Annotated in this window: 20 protein-coding genes and 1 pseudogene; 14 read left to right on the top strand and 7 right to left on the bottom strand. The window is 74.0% G+C overall.

Features of this window, described 5'->3' with window-relative positions; genetic code table 11:
• Positions 1-16: 16 nt before the first annotated feature.
• The 5 genes and pseudogenes from ACIQF6_RS05330 to ACIQF6_RS05310 all read left to right on the top strand — a co-directional run bounded on the left by ACIQF6_RS05330 (position 17) and on the right by ACIQF6_RS05310 (position 6,800).
• Positions 17-1,777, top strand: a complete 1,761-nt coding sequence (locus tag ACIQF6_RS05330; RefSeq protein ID WP_400890401.1) for a GMC oxidoreductase — start codon at positions 17-19, stop codon at positions 1,775-1,777.
• 64 nt (positions 1,778-1,841) lie between these two features.
• Entirely contained in the window at positions 1,842-3,314 is a 1,473-nt protein-coding gene (locus ACIQF6_RS05325) for a hypothetical protein (RefSeq protein ID WP_400890399.1), read from the top strand.
• 739 nt (positions 3,315-4,053) lie between these two features.
• Positions 4,054-5,637, top strand: coding sequence for a glutamine-hydrolyzing GMP synthase (guaA, locus tag ACIQF6_RS05320; protein ID WP_400890397.1), 1,584 nt, complete (start codon positions 4,054-4,056; stop codon positions 5,635-5,637).
• 143 nt (positions 5,638-5,780) lie between these two features.
• Positions 5,781-6,311: pseudogene (locus ACIQF6_RS05315) on the top strand (DoxX family membrane protein); the annotation flags it as partial.
• Positions 6,312-6,314: 3 nt separating this feature from the next.
• Entirely contained in the window at positions 6,315-6,800 is a 486-nt protein-coding gene (locus tag ACIQF6_RS05310) for a ubiquinol-cytochrome c reductase iron-sulfur subunit (RefSeq protein ID WP_400892129.1), read from the top strand.
• On the opposite strand, the gene ACIQF6_RS05305 is transcribed toward ACIQF6_RS05310, so the two are convergent.
• Both ACIQF6_RS05305 and ACIQF6_RS05300 read right to left on the bottom strand, forming a co-directional pair.
• Positions 6,797-7,027 (bottom strand): hypothetical protein, encoded by a 231-nt coding sequence (locus tag ACIQF6_RS05305; RefSeq protein WP_400890395.1) that lies wholly within the window; start codon positions 7,025-7,027, stop codon positions 6,797-6,799. The two genes, ACIQF6_RS05310 and ACIQF6_RS05305, sit on opposite strands and share 4 nt — an antisense overlap.
• A complete protein-coding gene (locus tag ACIQF6_RS05300) occupies positions 7,027-8,553 on the bottom strand; it encodes a PspC domain-containing protein (RefSeq protein WP_400890393.1) in 1,527 nt (508 codons plus the stop codon). Before ACIQF6_RS05300 ends, ACIQF6_RS05305 begins: the two co-directional genes overlap by 1 nt.
• A gap of 134 nt (positions 8,554-8,687) precedes the next feature.
• Between ACIQF6_RS05300 and ACIQF6_RS05295 the strand changes: the two genes are divergently transcribed.
• The 7 genes from ACIQF6_RS05295 (at position 8,688) to pcrA (ending at position 19,149) form a co-directional block, all read left to right on the top strand.
• Complete coding sequence (locus tag ACIQF6_RS05295) at positions 8,688-10,085, top strand: PspC domain-containing protein (protein WP_400890391.1); 1,398 nt, start codon at positions 8,688-8,690, stop codon at positions 10,083-10,085.
• Positions 10,078-10,746: a LuxR C-terminal-related transcriptional regulator gene (locus ACIQF6_RS05290; RefSeq protein ID WP_400890389.1), complete on the top strand. Its 669-nt coding sequence runs from the start codon at positions 10,078-10,080 to the stop codon at positions 10,744-10,746. The genes ACIQF6_RS05295 and ACIQF6_RS05290 overlap by 8 nt, the downstream gene beginning before the upstream one ends.
• A 192-nt stretch (positions 10,747-10,938) precedes the next feature.
• Positions 10,939-12,096 (top strand): acyltransferase family protein, encoded by a 1,158-nt coding sequence (locus ACIQF6_RS05285; protein ID WP_400890387.1) that lies wholly within the window; start codon positions 10,939-10,941, stop codon positions 12,094-12,096.
• 134 nt (positions 12,097-12,230) lie between these two features.
• Positions 12,231-13,457 (top strand): hypothetical protein, encoded by a 1,227-nt coding sequence (locus tag ACIQF6_RS05280; protein WP_400890385.1) that lies wholly within the window; start codon positions 12,231-12,233, stop codon positions 13,455-13,457.
• A 47-nt stretch (positions 13,458-13,504) separates the two neighbouring features.
• Complete coding sequence (locus ACIQF6_RS05275; protein WP_400890383.1) at positions 13,505-15,031, top strand: glycosyltransferase family 39 protein; 1,527 nt, start codon at positions 13,505-13,507, stop codon at positions 15,029-15,031.
• A gap of 132 nt (positions 15,032-15,163) precedes the next feature.
• Entirely contained in the window at positions 15,164-16,450 is a 1,287-nt protein-coding gene (locus tag ACIQF6_RS05270; protein ID WP_400890381.1) for a hypothetical protein, read from the top strand.
• A 56-nt stretch (positions 16,451-16,506) separates the two neighbouring features.
• Entirely contained in the window at positions 16,507-19,149 is a 2,643-nt protein-coding gene (gene pcrA, locus ACIQF6_RS05265) for a DNA helicase PcrA (protein WP_400890379.1), read from the top strand.
• A gap of 7 nt (positions 19,150-19,156) precedes the next feature.
• On the opposite strand, the gene ACIQF6_RS05260 is transcribed toward pcrA, so the two are convergent.
• Positions 19,157-19,864, bottom strand: a complete 708-nt coding sequence (locus ACIQF6_RS05260) for a M23 family metallopeptidase (RefSeq protein ID WP_400890377.1) — start codon at positions 19,862-19,864, stop codon at positions 19,157-19,159.
• 283 nt (positions 19,865-20,147) lie between these two features.
• Between ACIQF6_RS05260 and ACIQF6_RS05255 the strand changes: the two genes are divergently transcribed.
• Positions 20,148-20,555, top strand: coding sequence for a cobalamin B12-binding domain-containing protein (locus ACIQF6_RS05255; RefSeq protein WP_400890375.1), 408 nt, complete (start codon positions 20,148-20,150; stop codon positions 20,553-20,555).
• Positions 20,556-20,624: 69 nt separating this feature from the next.
• Here the strand turns inward: ACIQF6_RS05255 and ACIQF6_RS05250 are convergent, their stop codons facing one another.
• From ACIQF6_RS05250 to ACIQF6_RS05235, 4 genes are all read right to left on the bottom strand, one after another.
• Positions 20,625-22,187: a DUF5691 domain-containing protein gene (locus tag ACIQF6_RS05250; RefSeq protein ID WP_400890373.1), complete on the bottom strand. Its 1,563-nt coding sequence runs from the start codon at positions 22,185-22,187 to the stop codon at positions 20,625-20,627.
• Positions 22,184-22,321 (bottom strand): hypothetical protein, encoded by a 138-nt coding sequence (locus tag ACIQF6_RS05245; protein WP_400890371.1) that lies wholly within the window; start codon positions 22,319-22,321, stop codon positions 22,184-22,186. Before ACIQF6_RS05245 ends, ACIQF6_RS05250 begins: the two co-directional genes overlap by 4 nt.
• Positions 22,322-22,470: 149 nt before the next feature.
• The gene (locus ACIQF6_RS05240; RefSeq protein WP_400890369.1) at positions 22,471-23,784 is read right to left on the bottom strand and encodes an SWIM zinc finger family protein; all 1,314 of its coding nucleotides are present in this window, start codon (positions 23,782-23,784) and stop codon (positions 22,471-22,473) included.
• A gap of 72 nt (positions 23,785-23,856) precedes the next feature.
• Positions 23,857-24,210: a MerR family transcriptional regulator gene (locus ACIQF6_RS05235; RefSeq protein WP_400890367.1), complete on the bottom strand. Its 354-nt coding sequence runs from the start codon at positions 24,208-24,210 to the stop codon at positions 23,857-23,859.
• Between the two features lie 85 nt (positions 24,211-24,295).
• On the opposite strand from ACIQF6_RS05235, the gene ACIQF6_RS05230 reads away from it, so the two are divergent.
• On the top strand, positions 24,296-24,712 hold the full coding sequence (locus ACIQF6_RS05230; RefSeq protein WP_400890365.1) for a hypothetical protein: 417 nt from the start codon (positions 24,296-24,298) through the stop codon (positions 24,710-24,712).
• The last annotated feature ends 48 nt before the right edge of the window (positions 24,713-24,760 follow it).

Here is a 24,760-nt window from a genome sequence, read left to right as displayed (position 1 = left end):
TGATCGAGGAGGGGCAGTGTCGTTCGACTACGACGTCGTGGTGGTCGGTTCGGGCTTCGGCGGCTCGGTCGCCGCGCTGCGGCTGACCGAGAAGGGCTACCGGGTCGCCGTCCTGGAGGCCGGGCGCAGGTTCGGCCGCGACGAACTGCCCAGCACGTCCTGGGACACCCGGAACTACCTGTGGGCGCCCGCGGCCGGCCTGTACGGCATCCAGCGCATCCACCTGCTGCGCAATGTGCTGATCCTGGCCGGGGCGGGCGTCGGCGGCGGCTCGCTGAACTACGCCAACACGCTGTACGTGCCGCCCAGGCCGTTCTTCGAGGACCGGCAGTGGCGGCACATCACCGACTGGCAGTCCGAGCTCGCCCCGTTCTACGACCAGGCGCAGCGGATGCTCGGCGTGCGGCTCAACCCGACCATGACGCCCTCCGACGTGCACCTGAAGGCCGCCGCCGAGGCGATGGGCTGCGGCGACACCTTCCACCTGGCGCCCGTCGGGGTGTTCTTCGGCGACGGGCAGGACGGCGCCGGCGAGGCCGAGGTCGCCCCCGGCGCCGAGGTCGACGACCCGTACTTCGGCGGGGCCGGCCCGAAGCGCAGGGCGTGCACCGAGTGCGGCGAGTGCATGACCGGCTGCCGGCACGGCGCGAAGAACATGCTCACCGAGAACTACCTGTACCTGGCGGAGCGGGCCGGCGCCGAGGTCCTGCCGCTGACCACGGTGAAGCGGCTGCGCCCGCACGGCGACGGCTACGCGGTGGACGTGCTGCCCACCGACGCCCGCACCCGGCGGGCGAAGAAGGCCGGCGCCCGCACCGTCACCGCCGAGCGGGTGGTGGTCGCGGCCGGCACCTACGGCACCCAGACGCTGCTGCACCGGATGCGCGAGGGCGGGCTGCTGCCCCGGATCTCCGCCCGGCTGGGGCACCTCACCCGCACCAACTCCGAGGCGCTGGTGGGCGCGCAGACCTCCGACCGGCGCTACGGGGAGCGGCCCGACTTCACCCGCGGCGTGGCCATCACCTCGTCGGTGCACCCCGACGAGAACACCCACATCGAGCCGGTCCGCTACGGCCGCGGCTCGAACGCGATGGGCGCGCTCTCCGTCCAGCAGGTCAGCGGGGCCGGGCGCGGGCCGCGCTGGCTGCGCTACCTCGGGTCGGCGGCCCGACACCCGTGGATCTTCGTGCAGTCGATGAACCAGCACCGCTGGTCGGAGAAGACCATCATCGGACTGGTCATGCAGTCGCTGGACAACTCGCTGACGGTGTCCCTGAAGAACGGGAAGCTGACCTCCCGTCAGGGCCACGGCGCGCCCAACCCGAACTACATCCCCGCCGCGGAGGAGGGGGCGCGGGCGCTGGCCGCGTCCATCAACGGCTTCCCCGGCTCCACCGTCGGCGAGATCTTCGACATCCCGCTGACCGCGCACTTCCTCGGCGGCTGCCCGATCGGCGACAGCGCCGAGACCGGCGTGGTCGACCCGTACCACCGGCTGTACGGCTACCCCGGGATCAGCGTGGTCGACGGCTCCGCGGTCTCCGCCAACCTCGGCGTCAACCCGTCGCTGACGATCACCGCGCAGGCCGAGCGCGCCATGTCGATGTGGCCCAACCGCGGCGAGGCGGACCCGCGGCCCGGGCAGGACGCCGGCTACCGGCCCGTCCCGGCGGTGGCGCCGCGTCAGCCCGCCGTCCCGGACGGGGCGTTCGGGGCGCTGCGGCTGCCGCTGCTGGCCGTGCCGAAGGTGCCGGGCAAGGCCGACCGGGCCGATTGACATTCCCGGACGGCCGATGGGATAAACGGGCACCCGACCACGAAGCACCCCGGGGGGAACCGTCATGCCCATCTGCCCGTCCTGCGGCTCGGCCGGCGCCGGCGCCGCGACGGCCTGCGCCAACTGTGGGTTCCGCCTCGCACCGTCGTCCGCGATCGGCGAAGTGGTGGCCGACGACACCGCCGCGCCCGGCCCCTCCCCGTGGGGCGCCGGCCGGATCCACCAGGACCGGCAGTGGCCGACGCCGTCCCCGGGCTGGCTGACCGCCGGCCTGGTGCTGCTCGCGCCGACCGTGCTGCTGGTGGTGCTGGCCGTGCTCGGCAGCGTGGTCGCGGGCAGCGGCGCGGCCGGGGTGGACGACGACCCGGCGGTGCGCTGGACCGCCCGCACCTTCCAGATGTGGCTCCAGCTGACCCTGACCGCGTTCGGCGCGGCCGGGAAGAACGTCAACACCAGCAGCTTCGGCGTCTACAGCGTCGGCATCCACGCGCTGCCGTACGCGGTGGCCCTCGGCTGGCTGGCGCTGCTCTGGTTCGGCCAGCGGCTGACCGCCCGGGCCCGCGCCGCCGCGCCGACCGCGCGCGCGGCCGGCGCGCAGGCGCTGCGCACCGGCGCGCTGTCGGCGGCCGCGGCGCTCGTGCTGGGCTGGGTCTCCACCGCGAGCTCGCAGCGGAACGAGGCCAAGCTCAGCATGCACATCACCACCGGCCCGGCGATGGTGCCGCTCGGGGTGGCCGCGTTCCTGGCCGCCGCCGCCGTGGTGCTGGCCGTGGACGGGCAGGGCGCGCTGCGCGCCGAGGCCGCGCGGCGCCGGTGGCTGGGCGGCTGGCTGCTGGCCTGGCAGCACGCGGCGCGGGTGGTCGGGGCGCTGCTGGTGCTGCTCACGGTGGTGTCGACGGTGATGCAGGTGCTGCTCGACGACCCGTTCCCGGAGTCCACCTACCGGGCGCTGACCGTCAACGGCGGCGTCTACCTGTTCGGCGTGGGCAGCGGCGCCCGGGTCTGGACGCAGAACCCCCGCACCATGCGGCACGACTCCTTCGCGCTGTACGACCTCGGCGCGCACGGCGGGGTGTGGTGGTTGGCGGTGGTGCCGGTGCTGCTGGCGGCCCTGGCGCTCGGCTGGTCCGCGCACCGCGGGCGGCTGACCCGGCCGGACCGGGCCCGGCTGGCCACGCTGTACGCGGTGCTCACCGCCGTCCTGGTGCTCGGCACCTCGATCTGGCTGAGCGACCGCAGCGACGTCAAGGGCGAGGTCCAGGAGACCCGGCTCGACCTGCTCGGCTGGTCGCTGACCACGGTGCTGGTCGCCGCCGCGGCCTGGGCGGTGTTCGGCGCGCTGCTGGTGCCGGCGCTGCTCGACGCGGTGCGCGGCACCCCCACGCCGGTGGCCGTGCCGCTGCCCGCGCAGGCCGTGGACGAGCCGGAGGGCGCGGTCGGCCTGGTCGAGCTGGTCGCCGAGGAGGAACGTCCGCCGGTCGGGCACGTCGACGTGCTGGACTCGCACGCCCCCTACCGGCGGCCCGGCGCCCGCTGAGCCCGGACAGGGCAAAGGGCCCCGCGGGGGAACGGGGCCCTTTGTCGGCCAGCACTCGGCGTCAGGGCCGCGCCGGTGCTGGGGTGACGGCGCCGGGGGAGGAGCGCCGTCGGGGAAATGGTTCGGAGCGCGCCGGAGACCGGTGGGCCTCACGGAGCGTGAGAGTCGGGCCGTTCGCGCCAACGGTCCGAGGCGGTGGCGGGGGTGTGCGGTGGACCCCGTCCCGCAGTCATCGTCCTGGACGAGGGCCTTGCTGTGCAACCGATTCGACGCAAATTCGGGGGCGGCCGGAACAGGACACGGCGCCGGGGAGCGCCGATCCCGGCCGACCGGGGGTGGTTACTGTCGGTAATAGTGGCTTGCGGGGCGTACCGGGGCGTACGCCGGAGCGGGCGGTCGACCGATGTGCGGCGGCCGGCACCGGTACCGGCCGCCGCACCCCGGGTCCGCCCGGTCGCGGACGGGTTCGCTGTCCCCTGCTGACCCGACCGCGGCACCGGGGCGCGGTCCCACGGCGGGCCCGTGCCCGCCACGCGCACCCGATGGACCGGAGAAGATCCACGCGTGGTCCGCCGTACGCCCCGCCCGCACCTGGAGGATGCCCGCGTCTCGTACGGCCTCCCGGTGCAACGATTCGCCGCCCGGTGCGGTCACGGGCAGCGCGGCGGGCAGTCGGGTGAAACGCTCCCGGTAGACTCGAAGGCGACACCCCTTTTGTACCGCCGCCGGAAGGCCGTCCGTGTCCTCTGTACACCCCCAGTCCCCGCCCACGATCGACACCGTCCTGGTCGTCGACTTCGGCGCCCAGTACGCCCAGCTCATCGCCCGTCGGGTGCGTGAGGCGCGGGTCTACAGCGAGATTGTGCCGAGCTCCATGCCGGTCGCCGAGATGCTCGCCAAGAACCCCAAGGCGATCATCCTCTCCGGCGGTCCGTCGTCGGTGTACGAGGAAGGCGCCCCTCAGCTCGACCGTGCGATCTTCGAGGCCGGCGTTCCGGTGTTCGGCATGTGCTACGGCTTCCAGCTGATGGCCACCGCCCTCGGCGGCACCGTCGACAACAGCGGCGCCCGTGAGTACGGCCGCACCCCACTGACCGTCACCCGCTCCGGCTCGACCCTGTTCGAGGGCACCCCGGACAAGCACTCGGTGTGGATGTCGCACGGCGACGCCTGCTCGGCCGCGCCCGAGGGCTTCACCGTCACCGCCTCCACCGACGTGGTACCGGTCGCCGCGTTCGAGAACGACGAGCGCAAGCTGTACGGCGTGCAGTACCACCCCGAGGTGATGCACTCCGAGCACGGCCAGCAGGTGCTGGAGCACTTCCTGTACCGCGGCGCCGGCATCGCCCCGGACTGGACCACCACCAACGTGGTCGAGGAGCAGGTCGCGCTGATCCGCGAGCAGGTCGGCGACAAGCGCGCCATCTGCGGCCTGTCCGGCGGCGTGGACTCCGCCGTCGCCGCCGCCCTGGTGCAGCGCGCCATCGGCGACCGGCTGACCTGCGTCTACGTCGACCACGGCCTGATGCGCAAGGGCGAGACCGAGCAGGTCGAGAAGGACTTCGTCGCGGCCACCGGCGTCAAGCTGGTCGTGGTCGACGCCGAGGAGCGCTTCCTGACCGCGCTGAAGGGCGTCTCCGACCCCGAGACCAAGCGCAAGATCATCGGCCGCGAGTTCATCCGGGTCTTCGAGCAGGCCCAGGCCGACATCATCGCCGACGAGGGCCCGGCCGTGGAGTTCCTGGTCCAGGGCACCCTGTACCCGGACGTGGTGGAGTCCGGCGGCGGCACCGGCACCGCCAACATCAAGTCCCACCACAACGTCGGCGGCCTGCCCGAGGACCTCGAGTTCCAGCTGGTCGAGCCGCTGCGCAAGCTGTTCAAGGACGAGGTCCGGATGGTCGGCCAGGAGCTCGGCCTGCCCGCCGAGATCGTCCAGCGCCAGCCGTTCCCCGGCCCCGGCCTCGGCATCCGGATCGTCGGCGAGGTCACCAAGGAGCGCCTGGACCTGCTCCGCGACGCCGACGCCATCGCCCGCGAGGAACTGACCCTGGCCGGCCTGGACGCCGAGATCTGGCAGTGCCCCGTGGTGCTGCTGGCCGACGTCCGCTCGGTCGGCGTGCAGGGCGACGGCCGCACCTACGGTCACCCGATCGTGCTGCGCCCGGTCTCCTCCGAGGACGCCATGACCGCCGACTGGTCGCGCCTGCCCTACGAGGTGCTGGCCAAGATCTCCACCCGGATCACCAACGAGGTGAAGGACGTCAACCGCGTCGTCCTGGACGTCACCTCCAAGCCGCCGGGCACCATCGAGTGGGAGTAGTCCCACCGGCAACCGTGTGACGCCGCCGCCGCTCTCCGACGTCAGGAGAGTGGCGGCGCCGTCATGTCCGGACAGCACCCGGCACAATCGGAGCCGTTCCTGCCGGCGGTCGGCGGGCGGCGTGAGGGAGAGGGGCGGCAACGATGGCGACAGGAACGGGAACGGGCCCGCACGAGGGGCCGGGCACGGCGGCACGGATCGCGCGGTGGAAGGCGACGGCCTCCCGGTTCGCACTGCTGCCGCTGCGGCTGTTCCTGGGAGCGACCTTCGCCTACGCCGGCTTCGACAAGCTCTCCGACGCGCACTACCTGGCCGGCGCCGGCGACGCCGCCTCCTTCTACGCGCAGACGCAGGCCGCCGCGGCCGGCAGCCCGATCGGCCGGCTGCTCGCCCCCGCCCTGCACGCCCCCACCTTCTTCGGCCTGCTGATCGCCTTCGGCGAGCTCGCCGTCGGCCTCGGCACCCTGTTCGGCCTGTGGGGCCGGGTCGCCGCCCTCGGCGGCGCACTGCTCAGCGCCAGCCTCTGGCTGTCCGTCAGCTTCCACACCACCCCGTACTACCTGGGCAACGACCTGGCCTACCTGATGGCCTGGACCCCGCTGCTGCTGGCCGGCACCCCCTACCTGTCGGTCGACGGCTACCTCGCCGCCCGGGCCGCCCGGGACCGCGCCCGCGGCCTGGTCGAGGACGCGGTACGCCGCCGCGCCCTGCTGGACGGCGGCATCGCGGCGGTCGCGATCGGCGGCGCCGGCCTGCTGTCCGGCTCGCTCACCGCCGCCTTCGGCCGCGACGAGCTCACGCCCGCCGCCGCGCCCGGCGCCGCCGCCCCCGCCCCGCAGGCCGCCGGGCCGGCGCCGACCGTCCCCGCCGCGCAGGTCCCGGTCGGCGGCTCCGCCACCGTCAAGGACCCGGCCAGCGGCGACGCCGTGTACATCGTCCAGCCGACCGCCGGAAGGTACACCGCGCTGTCCTCGGTGTGCACCCACTCCGGCTGCGCCGTCAACCCGCCCAAGGACGGGCAGCTGTACTGCCCCTGCCACGGCTCCAGGTTCGACGCCGCCACCGGCGCGGTGATCAACGGCCCGGCCGTCAAGCCGCTGCCCACGTACGCCGTCAGCAGGAACGGCGAGCAGCTCGAACTCGGGCCGCAGCAGCAGGCCTAGCCGTCCAGCGTGTGATCGTCGTCGGGGGCCCCGCCCCGGCCGCGCCGGGAGACCGCCACCAGCGCGCCGCCGAGGCCGCCCGCGCTGAGCACGATCAGCGCCAGCGGCAGCACGAACCGGCTGTTCACCGCCCGGTCGTTCAGCGACGCCAGCAGGTACAGCACCGCCAGGACCGTGAACAGGCCGCCCGCGACCAGCGCGTACAGATCGAACTGATGCTTCCTCATCACCGCTCCACCCTGATGTCACCGATGCCCATCGTCACCGTCAGGTCCAGCACGCCCTTCGACGGCTGCCCCTGCGGGACCTCGATCACCACGTTCTCGTCGGTGACCGGCCCGTTGTAGTCCTGGCCGTCCGGCAGGCTCACCTCGCCCACCCCGTCGCGCAGCTTCAGCCGCAGCTCCACGCCGTCCGGCACCCGCACCGTCGCGTTGCCGATGCCGACCCGCAGCGCGGTGACGACCACACCGCCCTTCGGGTCCAGCGCCGACAGGTCGAGCCGGGCGTCGCCGATGCCCGCCGTGTACTGCGAGTGCAGGTTGTCGTCGGCCGCCGTCCAGGTCCGGTCGCCGACCGTGCCCGCGACCGTCGCCGAGGTGCTCGCCGCGAACACCAGGCCCACCGTCAGCAGCAGCGACACGAAGGTCAGCCCGCGGGTGCGGCCCCAGCGGGCGCTGAGCATCATCGCCAGGCCCAGCGGCAGCAGCGCCACCGCCAACACCGTCGACCAGCGGTGGTTGCCGTGGTCGCTCGCCGCGACCGCCCAGGACGCGCCGATCGCCACCAGCACCGCCCACGCGCCCAGCCCCGAACGCCCGCGCTGCCGGCGCCGCTCGGCCTTCCACTCGCGGTGGCGCCGCATGTTCTCGCGGCGCTGCTCCATCGCCTCGCGCTGCGCCTGCCGGCGCTCCGCGGCGCCGTCGTGGAAGGCCGCCATCCGCTCCCGGTAGCCCGCCATGTGGTCCTGCGGCTCCGCGGACCCCTTGCGCAGCGGGTCGCCGTCCGGCAGGTCGGTGCGCTGCCACCACGGCTGGGCGGGCGCGCCCGGCGCCGCGCTGTACGGGTTGCGCTCCGGGTGCCGCGGGTCCCACAGGTAGCCGGACGGGCCGGCCGGGGGCGTGTCCGCGGGGCGCTCCTCGTGCCGGGCGGCGATCCGCTCGTGCAGGTCGGCGGTGCGGGCCTGCCACTCCCCGCGCAGGTCGCGGCTCATCGCTTCCCCCCAGGTCTTCCAGTCGGCGAACGTGCCGGACGGCTCCAGCCGGTCGTACGGGCCGCCGGTGCGCTTCGGCTCCGGGCCGGCGTCGCCGCCCTGGAACCGGCGCCGGCGCTCCGGGTCGTAGCGCAGCGCCAGGAACACCAGCGCGGCCAGCAGCAGCAGCGGGAACAGCTGGTCGCCGTCGTTCATCGAGGAGAAGAACACCCCGGTGCCGATCACCGTCAGCAGCACCGCGCCGATCGACTGGCCGTCCACCCGGCCGGTCAGCACCCGCTGCAGCTCGGTGCGGCCCTCCTCGTCCGCCGCCTCGCGCGGAATCACCAGCCAGGCCAGGCCGTACAGGAACAGCCCGAGGCCGCCGGTCAGGCCGAGCACCGCGAGCACCACCCGGAACACCACCGGGTCGATGTCGAGGTAGCGGCCGAGCCCGCCGCACACGCCCGCCACCACGCGGTGCCGGCCGGAGCGGGTCAGCGCCGGGCGCGGTTCGGTGGAGGCGTCCGGCGCGTCTGCCGGGATCTGGTCGTCCGTCATACCCCCCATCCTTCCGGCCCGCGGGGCCCCGCCCAACCGTCTGCGGCCCCGGAGCGACCCTGAACTGTCCCTGAGGCGGGCTCCGGGCCGAACCCTGATGCGCCGCCGACACCGCACCTGCGACCATCGGTGCCGTGGCAGCACCCGACACCAGAACCCCCGAGACCGCGCCGACCGAGACGTCGGCCGGTGCACCGCCCTACCGGCGGCTCTACCGCAGCCCGCACGGCCGGATCCTCGGCGGCGTCTGCCAGGGCCTGTCGGTGCACCTCGGCGTGCCCGTCACCTGGGTGCGGCTGGCGTTCATCGTGCTGTTCTTCTCGCAGGGCATCGGCACGCTGCTGTACGCCGCGTTCTGGGTGGTGGTGCCGCTCGGCATCGGCGAGGCCGCCCCCGGCGCCGACCGCCCGGCCCGGCCCGGCCTGCCCGTCACCGGCCGCCTCGGGCGGCTGCGCGAACTCCTGGAGCGGACCTTCCACGGCGAGGACGGCGCCCCCGGCGCCCTCCCCGCCGACCCGGAGGCCCGCCCGGCGGCCGCCCCGCCCGCCACCGGGCAGCGCGGCGGCAGCCTCGGCCAGCTGTTCGCGCTGGTCGGCCTGGTCATCGGCGTGATGGCGCTGCTGTCCGCGCTCGGCATCCAGACCGCCAAGCCGTACGTGTGGCCGCTGCTCGCGGTCGGCGTCGGCGTCGCCCTGGTGTGGCGGCAGGCCGACGACTCGCGCTGGCAGAACTGGTTCGGCCTGCAGCCCGGCAGCCGCAAGGGCGCCTACCTGCGGGTCGCCGCCGGGGTGCTGCTGGTGGTGGCCGGCATCGTCGGCTACTTCGTGACGCAGGGCGTCGACTCGCCGATCGCGCTGGTGGTGGAGTCCTCGCTGGCCGTGGTGGCGGGCGTGCTGGTGCTGGCCGGCCCGTCCATGCTGCGGATGTGGCAGGACCTCGGCGCCGAGCGCACCGCCCGCATCCGCGCCCAGGAGCGCGCCGAGATCGCCGCGCACATCCACGACTCGGTGCTGCACACCCTGACGCTGATCCAGCGCCGCGCCGAGGACCCCAAGGAGGTGCTGCGCCTGGCCCGCGCCCAGGAACGCGAACTGCGCCTGTGGCTGTACCGCCCCGAGGCCGCCGCCGAGGCCGCGCCCGACACCCTCGCCGAGCACCTGCGGGAGATCGTCGCCGAGGTCGAGGACCGGCACGGCGTCCACATCGAGCTGGTCTGCGTCGGCGACTGCCCGATGGACGAGAAGATCTCCTCGCAGATGCAGGCAGCCAGGGAAGCCATGGTGAACGCCGCCAAGTACGGTGGCGGGGGACCGGTCCAGGTCTACGCGGAGGTGGAGGGGAGAACGGTGTCGGTGTTCGTCCGCGACCACGGCCCCGGTTTCGACCCCGACGACCTCCCCGAGGACCGCATGGGCGTACGCGAATCGATCATCGGCCGGATGCGGCGCAACGGGGGCACCGCGCGGGTGCGGCCCGCGCCGGACGGCGGGACCGAGGTCGAGCTGGAGATGGAGAGGGCGGCAGATGACTGACGCAGCGGCACCCGAGAGGCGTGCCCGGGTGGTCCTGGTGGACGACCACCGGATGTTCCGCACCGGCGTGCGCGCCGAGATCGGGCGCACCGAGGAGACCGGCATCGTGGTGGTCGGCGAGGCCGACGACGTGGAGTCCGCGGTCCGGGTGGTCGCCGAGACCCGCCCCGACGTGGTGCTGCTCGACGTCCACCTGCCGGGCGGCGGCGGTGTCGAGGTGCTGCGCCGCTCGGTGGGCGTGGAGGGTGTGCGCTTCCTCGCGCTGTCCGTCTCGGACGCCGCCGAGGACGTCATCGGCGTGATCCGCGGCGGCGCCCGCGGCTACGTCACCAAGACCATCACCGGCGCCGACCTGGTCAACGCGATCTTCCGGATCTCCGACGGCGACGCGGTGTTCTCGCCCCGGCTGGCCGGCTTCGTGCTGGACGCGTTCGCCGCCACCGACACGCCGCCGATCGACGAGGACCTCGACCGGCTGACCCAGCGCGAACGCGAGGTGCTGCGCCTGATCGCGCGCGGGTACGCCTACAAGGAGATCGCCAAGCAGCTGTTCATCTCGGTGAAGACGGTGGAGAGCCATGTCTCCGCGGTGCTGCGCAAGCTGCAGCTGTCCAACCGGCACGAGCTGACCCGTTGGGCCACCGCGCGGCGATTGGTCTAGTCCTCTCCTGGGCGGGTCCGGCGGGCCGGACCCGGGTGCGGTCGCACGGCCGTACGGGGGGTGAACGGGGTTTTCCGTGCGGGAGCCGCGCAGCGGTGTCGGTAGGCTTCCTCGGAACCGGCACCGCTGCGGCCCCGTTCCGGGCCCGGGCGGCGCACCGGTCTCCTGTCCCTCCGCCGTGAGAGCGTGCCGATGTCCTCGACCGTCGCGAGCCACGAGCCACTGCCCCCGTTGACGGCGGGCGGTGCAGCCCCTGCGGAACCCGTCAAGCGCCCCCGGCTCCACGTGCTCGACGGGCTGCGGCTGCTCGCGGCGATCGGCGTGCTGTGCTGGCACTGGCTCGGCGTCGAGCGCTTCCCGGGGGTCTGGCACGGCTCCCCGGCCGAGCTGATGCCGCTCGGCCACCTGATCGGCGCCTACAGCTGGACCGGCGTCCAACTGTTCTTCCTGATCAGCGGGTTCGTCATCTGCATGTCCTGCTGGGGCCGTTCGATCGGCGACTTCGTCACCTCCCGCCTGGTCCGCCTCTACCCGGCGTACTGGGTGGCGGTGCTGGTCACCTCGGCGGTGCTGACGGTGGTCCCGACGATGTGGGGCGACGACACCCACCACCCGACGCCGACCCGCGTCCTGACCAACCTGACGATGTTCAACATGCCGCTCGGCGTCGGCAACATCGACCCGGTGTACTGGTCGCTCTGGGCCGAGATGCGGTTCTACGTGCTCTTCGGCCTGCTGCTGATCCGGGGCCTGACCTACCGGCGGGTGGTCGCGTTCTGCGGGATCTGGGCGTTCCTCGCCACCGTCTCGCCCTCGGTGAACCTGCCGATCCTCGAAACCATGGTGCAGTCCACCTACGCCTGGTACTTCATCGCCGGCATCGCGATGTACCTGATGTACCGCTTCGAGCCGAACGCGGTGCTCTGGGCCCTGGTCGGCTACTGCTGGCTGATGGCCCAGGACCGGATGCGCGGCGTCATCGGCGGCTACGAGTACGGCACCCGGCACCACCTGTCCTGGTACCTGACCCTGGCGTACGTGACCGCCGCGTTCCTGCTGGTGCTGGGTGCGGCGCTGGGCCGGTTCGACCGGATCCGCTGGAAGTGGCTGACCGTCGCCGGCTCGCTCACCTACCCGCTGTACCTGCTGCACCAGGAGATCGGCTTCCAGGCGATCACCCGGGTCAGCCGGCACCTGCCGCCGTACCCCACCTTCTTCGTGGTGCTGGCCCTGATGATGGTCGGCGCCTACCTGGTGCACCGGCTGGTCGAGGTGCCGATGGCGCCCTGGCTGAAGAGGAAGCTGGAGAGCGCGTTCGCGCAGATCCGCCGCAACGGCGAAACCGGCTGACCCCTTTCGAGTGAAAGCCGGCGCGCGGCTCACGCGGCGGCACCGCCGCTCCGGCCCCGTGCATATCCTGCCGGGGTCGGAGCCGTCTCCAGCCCTGCCCGCGCCCTCGCACCCCCGGCCCGGCAGGAGGAAGCGTGACCGCCGAGGCCGACAGCCTGGACCAGCCGGACCGCCCGACACTGGCCGGCCGCCCCGCCCGTCCGTACCGGATCCGGTCCGAACGCCTGCGCTGGACGGCGCTCGCCCTGGGCTCCTACGCCGCGGTCCGACTGGTCGGCCTGGCCGCCGTCGCCCTCTGGGGCCACCGCGTCGACCCCGGGCAGTCCGCACTGCACCGGCTGGGCACCCTGTGGGACGCGCAGTGGTACCAGCACATCGTGCTGCACGGCTACACCGACCGGCTCGACGTCGCCGGCTACGCCAACGGCATCCCCTACTCCACGCTGGCCTTCTTCCCGCTCTACCCCTGGCTGATCACCGCCGTCCACGCCGTGCTGCCGGTCGGCGTCACGGGCGCGGCCCTCGCCGTCGCCTGGGTCGGCTCGCTCGCCGCCGCCTGGGGCATCTTCGAGTTCGGCAGCCGGCTGTACTCCCGGCCGACCGGCCTGCTGCTCGTCCTGCTGTGGGGCACCCTGCCGGGCGCGGTCGTCGAGTCGATGGCCTACAGCGAACCGGTCTTCACCGCCCTCGCCGCCTGGGCGCTGACCGCCCTGCTGCTGCGCCGCCGGCTGACCGCCGGCCTGCTGTCCGCACTGGCCTGCCTGACCCGCCCCACCGGCATCGCCGTCGCCGCCGCCGTCGGCGTCGCGGCGCTGTGCGAACTGATCGGCGCCGTCCGCCGCCGCGACCTGTCCGGCTGGGCCCGGCCGGTCGCCGCCGCCGTCGTCGCCCCGCTGGGCTTCGTCGGCTACCTGGCCTGGGTCGGCCACCGCTGGGGGCGCTGGGACGCCTACTTCACGGTCCAGCGCGCCTGGAACTCGCACTTCGACTTCGGCCGCAGCACCGCCGCCTCCTACTACCGGCTGCTGTTCTCCGCGCACCCGGTCTGGCTGACCGACGCGGTCACCGCGATCGCGCTGATCGGCTACCTGGTGCTGTTCGCGGTCGGCGTCCTGCAGCGGCAACCGCCCTGGCTGCTGGCCTACGGCGCGGTGCTGCTGACGGTCGCGCTGGGCGACGCCGCGTACTTCAACTCCCGGGTCCGGTTCCTGCTGTCGGCGTTCTCCCTGCTGCTTCCGGCGGCCCTCGGGCTGGCACGATTGCGCAGTCGGGCGGCGACTATGCTGGTCGTCGTTTCGGCAGCAGCTTGCTCAGCCGTCTACGGCGGCTATCTGACCTGGGTCTACCCGGACGCCCCTTGACGGCGATCCGATCGGTCCGTGACACACAGGTGTCTGAGGGGAAAGACATGGCGAAATCTGCCGTGGCCGAAAACTCGACAGGCGGAGGGAACGAAACCGCCGCACCCGCCGGACGGTTCTCCGCCCTGCCGTCCTGGGCGGTCGGCACACTCTGGGTGTGGCCCGCCCTGATCACCCTGTTCCTGGGCGTGCGGGGCTCCTGGCGGCCCCAGCTGTGGCGCGACGAACTGGCGTCCTGGAGCGCGGCGCGGCGCAGCACCGGCGAACTGCTCGACATGCTGCACCACGTCGACGCCGTCTCCGGCGCCTACTACCTGCTGCTGCACTTCTGGATCGGCCGGTTCGGCGACTCGGCCACCTCGATGCGGCTGCCGTCCGCGCTCGCGATGGCCGGCGCCGCCGCGTTCGTGGTGCTGATCGCCCGCAAGCAGTTCGGCAGCGGCTGGACGGGGCTGGTGGCCGGTCTGCTGTTCGCCGTCGTCCCCTCGGTCTCCGGCTACGCCCAGCAGGTCCGCGGCTACGCGTTCGTGGTGCTGTTCGTCGCGGCCGGCGCCTGGGCGCTGCTGCGCGCCGTGGAACGGCCGACCTGGCCGCGCTGGCTGGCCTACGCGGCCTGCGTGGCGATGGCCGGGCTGTTCCACATGATTTCGCTGGTGTTCCTGCTGCCGCACGCGATCGTGGTGGCGCTGCGCTGGCGGCCGACCCGGGACCGGCGGCTGCTGTTCGGCTTCCCGGCGGCCGTCGTGGTGGCGATCCTCCCGCTGGTCCCGCTGGTGCTGCTGGGGCAGCGGCAGGTCGGCCGGCAGATCTCCTGGATCCACACGCCGCACCTGGACACCTTCCCGGGGTTCTGGGCCGGCATATTCGGCGCTCCGCTGGTCGGTGCGGCCTTCCTGTCGATGTCCGTGCTGCCGCTGGCCTGGAGCGGCAACCGCCGCCGGGCCGTGGAGATCGGCCTGATGGCGGCGCTGCCGATCGCCGCCGTGTACATCGTGTCGCACGGCGTCACCTCGTACTTCATGGACCGCTACCTGCTGTTCACCCTGCCCGCCTGGTGCGTGGTGGCCGCCGCCGGGATCACCGCGCTGCGGCCCCGGATGGTGACGGCGCTGGCCTTCGTGCTCGGCACCGGCATCCTCGGCCTGAGCACCCAGCAGCACCTGCGGGTCTCCAACTCGCACGAGTACTCCGACCAGCGCGGCGCGGCCGAGGCCGTCGCGGCGGGCTACCGGCCCGGTGACGCGATCGTCCCGGTCCGCGGCGGCCTGTCGTGGATGATGCTGGACGTCGCGATGGAGTACTACCTGCCCGAGCGGGTCAAGCCGGTGGACGTGTTCGCCGCCGAGTCGGCGATCGCCCGCAACGACCTGTTCGTCGAGGAGTGCGACGACCCGGCGGCCTGCCTCGGCGACACCGAGCGGGTCTGGATGGTCACCTACGCGTTCGACGAGACGGGTGACCTGTACGAGGGTCTGCCGGCCGCCCAGACCGCGGCGCTCAAGGCGAAGTACACCCCGGTCCAGGTCACCGAGGTCCGCGAGATCAACGTGGTTCTGCTGGAGCGCACCTTCTGACGCTCCGTCAACTTGCCGACGAGGCCTGTCCCCTGGGAGGGGGCGGGCCTCCGGTTCGCCGGACGTCGGCGCAGGTGGCCGGTGGTAGGCTCCCGATCCAAATCCGGAGCCGAGGACATGAGGGGGCCGCCGGTGAGCACGTCATCCGGTGTGGTCGCGACAGAGACGCAGCCCGACGCACCCGCCGCGCCCCCGGCCCGTCAGGCCCGGGGGCGCGGCGACCGGCTCGCCGGTGCGGCCCGCCGGTTCGGGCCGGCGCTGGGCCTCTACGCCGTGGTGAAGTCGGTCGGCTTCGCGGTCTTCATGTACCTGCTGCACTTCTCCGGCGACTACCGCACCCACTCCCCGGGGATGGGCAGCGGCCGGCGGCCCTGGGAGGTGGTCGGCTCCTGGGACGGCGCGTGGTACCAGGATCTGGCGGCCCGCTGGTACCACCCGCAGGTCCTCGAGGCGGGCGCCCAGGCCTCCGACGTGCGGCCGAACAGCGCGGCGTTCTTCCCGCTGTACTCGGGCCTGATGCGGCTGCTCTCCAAGGTCACCGGCCTGGGGCCGTACGGCTCGGGCATGGCCGTCTCGGTGGTCTTCTCGTTCGTCGCCGCGGCCGGGATCTACGCCACGGTCTCGCTGCTGCTCTCCGCCCGGATGTCGGAGCAGGCCGCGCGCCGCGCCGCCGTCGCCACCGTGGGCCTGTGGGCGCTGGCCCCCGGGTCCGGCGTCGAGTGGGCGGTGTACACGGAGTCGCTGTTCGTGGCGATCGTCGGGTGGACCTGCTACCACGTGATGAAGCGGAACTGGGTCGCCGCGGGTCTGCTGGCCCTGGTCTCCGGCCTGAACCGGCCGACCGCGGCGGCGCTGATCGCGGGCGTCGGCCTGGCCGCGCTGATCGCGCTCCTCAGGCGCACCGACGGGATCGCCCGGCCGCTGTTCGCGATCCTGGTCCCGCCCTGGGGGCTGATCGGCTACATCCTCTGGGTCGGCCACCGGATGCACAACATCGGCGGCTACTTCCTGATCCAGAAGTCGTGGAACCACTACTTCGACGGCGGGCGGTTCACGCTCCGGGCGATCCGCGAGATCATGATCGGCCGGCACCACTACCTGTGGGCGTGGCCGGTGTCCGACATGTTCGCCCTGCTGGTGCTGCTCACCGTCCCGGCGCTGCTGGTGATGATGTTCCGGCAGCGCCCGCCGGCCTTCCTGGTCGTGTTCGTCCTGCTGACCATCGCCTCCACCGTCCTGAGCCAGCAGCTGTTCTGCAACATCCCGCGCTACCTGCTGCCGGCCTTCCCGCTGCTGGTCGCGCCGGGCCTCGCGGTGAGCCGGCTCAAGTGGCCGACCATGGTCGCCCTGCTGGTGTTCGCGGGCGCCGCGTCCGGCTGGTACGCCGGGTACCTGACATTCGAACTCGGCACCCCGTGAGCAGCGGGGTTCGGCGGGCCCGGGATGTCGGCGCCGGGCCATAGACTCGAAGGGCCATGACTAGCCTCTTCGATGACCTCCCGCTCCCCGGCTTCGAGCGTCCTGCCGTCGGGTCGAGCCGCCGCCCCGCAGCGGCGCAGCAGCCGCCCCTGACGCCGTGGTCGGACGAGGAGGCCCCGCCCGCGGACGAGCCGTACGACGAGCCGCCGTACGACCCCGGGTACGGCGCGGAGGAGGACATCCCGGACGGGCTGTTCGCCACCGACCACGCCGCCGAGACCGAGCGCGACGCCTGGCACCGCAACGGCGCGGCGCGCACCGTGGTCGACCCGGCGCAGCTGCTGGAAGGCATGAACGACCCGCAGCGCGACGCCGTGCTGCACCACGGCGCGCCGCTGCTGATCGTGGCCGGCGCGGGCTCCGGCAAGACCCGGGTGCTGACCCACCGGATCGCGTACCTGCTGGCCGCGCGCGGCGTGCAGCCCGGCGAGATCCTGGCGATCACCTTCACCAACAAGGCCGCCGGCGAGATGCGCGAGCGCGTCGAGGCACTGGTCGGCCCGCGCGCCAAGGCGATGTGGGTGTCGACGTTCCACAGCGCGTGCGTCCGCATCCTGCGCCGCGAGGCGAAGCTGCTGAACATGAGCTCCAGCTTCTCGATCTACGACTCGGCGGACTCGCAGCGCCTGATGTCGCTGGTCTGCCGGGACCTGGACCTCGACCCGAAGCAGTTCCCGCCGAAGTCGTTCACCGCGAAGGTCAGCAACCTCAAGAACGAGCTGATCGACGAGGAGACGTACGCCGACCAGGCGGCGAACCCGATGGAGAAGAAGCTCGCCGAGGCGTACTTCCTCTACCAGCGGCGGCTGCGCGAGGCCAACGCGCTGGACTTCGACGACATCATCATGACCACCGTCAACCTGCTGCAGGCGTACCCGGACGTCGCCGAGCACTACCGGCGCAGGTTCCGGCACATCCTGGTCGACGAGTACCAGGACACCAACCACGCCCAGTACACGCTGGTGCGGGAGCTGTCCGGCGGCGCCGCGGCGCACGCCCCGCGGATGACGGTGGACGGCGACTACGTCGACCCGGCCGAGGCCCGGCTGGCGCAGATCGCGCCCGCCGAGCTGTGCGTGGTCGGTGACGCCGACCAGTCGATCTACGCCTTCCGCGGCGCGACGATCCGCAACATCCTCCAGTTCGAGGAGGACTACCCGAACGCGACGACGATCCTGCTGGAGCAGAACTACCGCTCCACGCAGACCATCCTCACCGCCGCGAACTCGGTGATCGAACGGAACACCAACCGCCGCAAGAAGAACCTGTGGACGGCCGGCGACCAGGGCGAGCAGGTGGTCGGCTACGTCGCCGACGACGAGCACGGCGAGGCCCAGTTCATCGCCGACGAGATCGACCGGCTCACCGACGCCGGCCACGCCCGCCCCGGCGACGTGGCGATCTTCTACCGCACCAACGCGCAGTCCCGGGTGTTCGAGGAGGTGTTCATCCGGGTCGGCCTGCCGTACAAGGTGGTCGGCGGGGTGCGCTTCTACGAGCGCAAGGAGGTCAAGGACGTCCTCGCGTACCTGCGGGTGCTGTCCAACCCGGAGGACACCGTGCCGCTGCGCCGGATCCTCAACGTGCCCAAGCGCGGCATCGGCGAACGCGCCGAGGCGATGATCGACGCGCTCGCCGGCCGCGAGCGGATCTCCTTCGCGCAGGCGCTGAAGCGGGTCGACGAGGCGTACGGGATCGCGGCGCGCTCCGCCAACGCCGTGAAGAAGTTCAACGAGCTGCTGGCCGGGCTGCGCCAGGTGGTCGAGTCCGGGGCCGGGCCGGCCGCGGTGCTGGAGGCCGTCCTGGAGGAGACCGGGTACCTGGCCGAACTCCAGTCGTCCACCGACCCGCAGGACGAGACCCGGGTGGAGAACCTCCAGGAGCTCGCGTCCGTGGCGCTGGAGTACGAGAAGGACCCGGGGGAGCGGCCCGAGGGCGACGAGGGCCCGCCGGTCGGCTCGCTCGCGGACTTCCTGGAGCGGGTCGCGCTGGTCGCGGACTCCGACCAGATCCCGGACGACGAGGACGGCGCCGGCGTCATCACGATGATGACCCTGCACACCGCCAAGGGCCTGGAGTTCCCGGTGGTCTTCCTCACCGGCATGGAGGACGGGATCTTCCCGCACATGCGGGCGCTGAACCAGGTCAAGGAACTGGAGGAGGAGCGGCGGCTGGCCTACGTCGGCCTCACCCGGGCCCGGCAGCGGCTCTACCTGACCAGGTCGGTGCTGCGCAGCGCCTGGGGGCAGCCGTCGTACAACCCGGCGTCCCGGTTCCTGGAGGAGATCCCGGACAACCTGATCGAGTGGAAGCGCACCGGCGCGGCGGCCGTGCCGGCCTCCCGGTTCTCCTCGTCCTCGGGCTCCTCCGGCTCGTCCCGCAGCAGCAGCAGCGGCGGCGGCAGCGGCTTCTCGGCGGCCGCCTCGCCGAAGGCCGGCTGGGGCAAGTCGGCGCGCACCGTGGTGGACCGCGAGGTGGTCGCGCTCACCGTCGGCGACCGGGTCAGCCACGACAGCTTCGGCCTCGGCACCGTGGTCGCCACCCAGGGCGTCGGCGACAAGGCCCGTGCCACCGTCGACTTCGGCTCCGCGGGGCGCAAGGAACTGCTGCTGCGCTACGCGCCGGTCGAGAAGCTCTGACGGGGCCTCAGCGAGGGTCCAGGCCGCGTTCCAGCAGCCACGACACCGGGTCGACCGGGGTCTCGCCGTCGGGCCGCACCTCGAAGTGGAGGTGCGGCCCGGTGCTGTTCCCGGTGCTGCCGGACCAGCCGATCACCTCGCCGGCCCGGACCGGGCCGCGGAGCTTCCGGAACGAGCGCAGGTGCCCGTACAGGGTGCGGGTGCCGTCGGCGGCGGTGACGGTCGCCAGGCGGCCGTACGCCGGGTGCCACCGGGTGCTGAGGACGCCGTCGGTGGCGGCCAGCACCGGGGTGCCGGACGGCACCGGGAAGTCGATGCCGGTGTGCCGGGCCGTCCAGTGCGTGCCGGGTTCGCCGAACACCGCGCTCAGGCCGGGCGCCGCCACCGGCAGCGAGAAGCGCGGGGCCGACTCGGCCTCGCGCTCGGCGCGTTCCCGCTCGCGGGCCTGACGGGCCGCCAGTTCGGCGATCCCGTCCGAGGGTTCCCGGCCCGCCCGGTCGGCGTGCTCCGGCACGGGGCGGGCGGCGGCCTGCCGGTCCGGGTCGGCGGGCCGCGGGGCGGCGCTCGCTGCGCCGCGCTGCGGCGGCTGCACGGCGGCGACGGCCGTCGCGAACACGCCCAGCGCCGCCACCGAGGGCAGCGCGACCGCCAGCACCGCCGTCCTGGTGGCGGTGCGGGCCCGCGCCCGGCGGGCGGCTCGGCTGCTGGGGACCACGGATGTCACCTCGCGGCGGCTCGGGGACGTACGGGAAGACGCGGTCGAGACTGTAGCGGGACGGCGACAGAGCGGACAAAGAGTGCATTTCAGCAGGCGTGGCGCGGCGCCGGCCCCGGCCCGCCGGGCCGGGTGGGCTGTGATTTTCCCCTCCTCTTGACCAGCGGGAAAGGACGGCGGCCCCGCCGGGCCGCTACCCTCCCCTCAGATCTGTTAAAAGTGGTTAACACGCCCCCGCGACGAGGTCGGCCGGGTGGTGGACGACGTGGTCCAGGAGGCAGTGATGGTTGTGTCAGGGCCGATCCGAGTGGTGGTCGCCAAGCCCGGTCTCGACGGGCACGACCGGGGCGCGAAGGTCATCGCGCGGGCGCTGCGCGACGCGGGCATGGAGGTCATCTACACCGGCCTCCACCAGACCCCGGAGCAGATCGTCGACACGGCGATCCAGGAGGACGCGGACGGCATCGGCCTGTCCATCCTGTCGGGCGCGCACATGACGCTCTGCGCCAAGGTGATCGCGCTGCTCAAGGAGCGCGACGCGGCCGACATCAAGGTCTTCTGCGGCGGGATCATCCCGGACGCCGACATCACCGAGCTGAAGTCGCTGGGCGTCGCCGACATCTTCACCCCCGGCACCCCCACCCAGGACGTGGTGAGCTGGGTCGAGGCGAACCTGCGCACCGCCAGCTGATCCTCCGGCTGATCTCTCCGCGGCGGCCCCGGGCGACAACGCGCCCGGGGCCGCCGCCATTTCCGCGCGCTACCCGGCGAGTTCGCCGAGCATCGCCTGCCGGAAGCGCAGCGTGCCGGCGAGTCGGGTGAAGGTGTCGGACCAGGCGGTGTCGGGGGAGGTGTCGGCGGCCAGCGCCTCGACCGCCGGCGCGGTCTCCGGGGCGAGGGCGCGCTCGGTCATGCCGAGGACGCCGCTGTGGCTCCACGGGTACGAGCCGAGCTCCGCGGCCCGCTTGAGGGCGGCGACCACGGCGGTGGACAGCGGCGGCGTCCACGGGGTGGCGCAGGCGCCGAGCAGCTGGAAGGCGTCGCCGAGGCCGTGGGTCTGCACGAACGCGGCCGTCCAGGCGGCGCGTTCGGCGGGCGACAGGACGGCCAGCAGCTTCGCGGGCGCACCCGGGGTGCGGCCCTCGCGGCCGGGCCGCGGCGGGGCGCCGAGCAGCGCCCGGGCCCAGTCGGCGTTCTGCTGGCGGACGGCGGCGCGGGCCCACGCCTCGCGCAGGTCCTCGGCCCACTCCGCGCCGCCGCCGTCGGCCGCGTCCACGGTGGGCACGGCGAGCAGCTGTTCGGGCGTCAGGCCGGTGTCGGCGGTCCACAGCGCGAGCGGGGCGGCCGCCGCCACCTCGCCGAACCACCAGGCCCGTTCACCGCGCCCGGTGGGCGACTTGACGGGTATGCCGTCGCGCTGCATGGCGGGGTCGCAGGCGGCCGGCGGCGTGATGTGCAGCCGGCCCCCCTCGTGGCGGACGGCCGCGCGGGCGCGGGCGGCCATCCGGGCGGCGAGCGCCGAGCCGGGCAGCGTGGAGAGCAGCTCGGCGGCGGTGGCGCGGACGTTCTTGGAGCGGTCGCCGAGCGCGGCCTCCAGGAACTCCTCGTCGGCGCCGGACAGTCCGTCCTGCAGCGCGTCGAGGAACAGCACCCGGTCCTCGGCCCGCTCGGTGGACCAGGTGGAGGCGAGCAGCGCCAGGCCGGCCGCCGGGTCGGTCCGGCGCAGCCGGGTCAGGTGGGTGACACGTTCCGCGAACAGGCCCTCCTGCCAGAGGAGTTCACCGGGGCGGTCGAGTTCGTCGTGGTCGGCGGCGGTACGGGTGGCGTACCGCCATTCGGGGTTCTGCGGGGCCAGCCAGCGGCCGAGCGGGCCGGCCAGGGTGACGGCGTCGGCGCGCAGCTCGGAGCGGGACCGGGCGGCGTCCAGCAGCGCCGGGACGAGGGCCGGCGGCAGCCGGTAGCCGTGCGTGCGGGCCGCGGCGAGCCACTGCGGGAGCAGCTCGGCCAGGTTGGCGGTGGAGCCGTGGCCGCCGCGGGTGCCGAGCAGGACGGCGAGCCGGCGGGCGGCGGGTTCGGGCAGCGCCGGGCGGGTGTCGTCCGGGGCGGGGGCGGGGGTGTGCACCGCCGGGGCGGGCAGGGCGCCGGCCCGGCGGCGGACCGCGGTGAGGGCGGCCAGGTCGAGCAGCGCGGTGGCCGGGTCGGTGCGGTCCACGGCCGCGGCGAGCGGCAGGCCGGGCTCGGGCAGCGGACGGCGGTCGGTGCCGAGCAGGGCCGCGCCCTGCAGGTCGGCCCACTGGTCGCCGGCGACGGCGGGGGCACTCATGCGCGGCCCCCGATCGGGCGGGCGACGGCGCGGTGGCGGCGGCCCCAGCCGCTGGCGGTGGCGGCGCGGCGGGCGGCGTGGTGCAGGCAGATGCGTCGGACGGCGGCGCGCTGGCGGGTGCTGGTGCAGGACATGTGGTTCCTCCGGTTGACGGGCCGTCGGGAGACGCCGGGGAAGCGCCGAAGGGCCGGTCGGTCGGGTGTGGTGGCTGTTTCGGGCATGCCGGGGCCGTGACGTGGCGTCAGGCGGCATGCGGAGGGGTGGGGAAGGGAGGGGGCTGTGGTCAGCCGAGGCCGACGGGACGGTGCTCGGCGTCCCAGGCGGTGACCGGCGTGAAACCGGCGTGGCCGCACTCGCCGAACAGCGTGACGGGATGGCCGGCGGAGACCGCGGCGAGGCGCCACAGCGCGGCGTCGGCGAGCGCGCCGCGACGCACCGGCAGGGTGTGCCGGCCGTCGGTGAGCTGCCAGCCGTCCGGGGTGAGGACCGGGACGACGTCGGTGAGGACGGCCGGCCAGCTGTCCAGCCACGGGTCGTCGGCGACGGCGGTGCCGTACGCGGCCAGCGCCTCGGCCGGCGACAGCCCGGCGGGCGCGGCCGCCGGGGCCGGTTCGGGGCTCCCGTAGCGGGTGCCGAGGACGGCCCGCAGCGGGCGGGCGCCCGGGTGGAAGGCCAGGTCGGCCTCCAGCAGGCGGCCGGTGGGCAGCGCCAGGTCCGGGGCCTGGCCGGGGCGGCCGAAGGCCAGCAGCAGGGCGTCGCGGCCGGTCTTCGCGCCGCGCAGCCACACCCGGCGGGTGGTGAGCCGCTCGTCGGCGGTGTCGCGGCTGCCGAGGACCTGCCAGCGGTCGCGGACGGTCGGCCCGGCGAGCAGTTCGGCGGTGTCGGTGGTGAAGCCGACCCGGGTGCGGACGGTGGCGGCGAGCGCCTCCGGCAGGGTGTCGATCCGGCCGTACGCGCCGGCCAGCAGGTGCAGCATCGCGTACTCCTCCAGCAGCGCGTCCTGCGGGGTGTCGGCCAGCGCCCGGACCCGGCCGGCCAGGCCCGGGGCCTGGGCGTCGACCATGCGGGCCGCGACCTCGTCCCAGGCGCCCGCGGGCAGCGGATCGGCGAGGCCCCGGCGGATGCCGTCGGCCAGCCGCAGCCGCAGGTCGAGCGCGCCCGCGGCAACCCGCGCGGACCGCTTGGCGGCCCGCTTGCGGGCGGCCTCCGGATCCGCGTCGGCGGCCTTCTCCTGCTGCTTGGCGGCCTTGTCGGCGGCGGCCTGGCTGCGGCCGTTCAGCCACTCCGACACCCAGTCCGGCGGCTCGGCGGCCGCGGTGACGGCGTTTGGCCCGGCGGCCCACAGCAGCAGCAGGCCCAGGGCGTGCTTGCACGGGAACTTCCGGCTCGGACAGCTGCACTTGTAGGCGGGGGTGCCGAGCTCCACCGCCGTCCGGTACGGCGTGCTGCCGCTGCCTTTGCACAGGCCCCACAGCGCGCCCTGACCGGTGCCGGCACCACTCCACGGGGCGGGCCCGGAGAGCTTGCCCGCAGCTTTCTGGGACGCCGGGTCGGGGGCCAGGGAAAGGACGTGTTCGGTGCTCCAGCGTTCCTCCATGCCCACGACGTTAGGCGGCGGCACTGACAGTTGAGGGTCGGTCAGTCCGCGCCGCCCGGCCGGGGGCGGCGGTCAGGCCGGGGCCAGCGGGCAGCCCGAGTCGACGCGTTCGACCAGGTCGGCGCGGAGGGCGGCGAGTTCGGCGGTGCGGGCGTCGATCAGGGCGATCTTCTGCCGGAGCAGGGCGGAGAGGCGCTCGGCGGCGTCCGGTGCGCCGTCGAGTTCCGCGCCGGTGCGGGCGATCTCGGCGAGGGAGAAGCCGAGGGACTGCGCGGTGCGGACGTACTGCAGCCAGGGCACCGCCTCGGGCGGGAAGTCGCGGTAGCCGTTCGGGAGCCGGCGGGCCGTCAGCAGGCCGGTGCGTTCGTAGAACCGGACGGCGTCGCGGCTCAGCCCGGCCCGTGCGGCGAGTTCACCGATCCTCATGTCCCTGCCTCCGTCGGCGACTTGACCTTGGACAGTACTCCAGGGTCGAGGCTGGGCGCGTTCCGATCCCGAAGGAGTCCGCCCGATGACAGCCCGCGCGATCCGTGCCAGCGCCTGGTACGACCTGCTGGTCACCGCCCCGTTCGCCACCCCCTGGACGTTCGCCCTCGCGCACCGCGCGCTGTCCGCGGCCGGCCGGGCCCTCGGGGTGGGCGAACTGCCTCCGTTGGAGCCGGTGTCGACGCTGTTCGCCAACCTGATGGGCTCGCTGGTGGTGGTGTGGGCGCTGCTGCGGCTGCTGCGCCCACTGCCGGTGCACGGGCTGTACGACGGCGCGGCCCGGGTGCTGTTCGCCTGCTGGCAGGGCTGGGCACTGGCGCACGGCGCGACCGGGCTGCTGTGGGGGTTCCTGGCCGTGGAGGTCGGCTTCGGCGCGGCCCAGCTGTGGCCCCGGCTGGTCGGACCGGTGGCCCGGAATTGTCGGTGGCGGGGTGCAGAGTAGGTGTCACACGGCCCGAACGGGAGTACGTCTCCCCAGGTCAGCGCCGTG

This window comes from Kitasatospora sp. NPDC092948 (assembly GCF_044754805.1).
Lineage (GTDB): Bacteria > Actinomycetota > Actinomycetes > Streptomycetales > Streptomycetaceae > Kitasatospora.
This window is presented reverse-complemented; position numbering and strand designations above follow the sequence as displayed.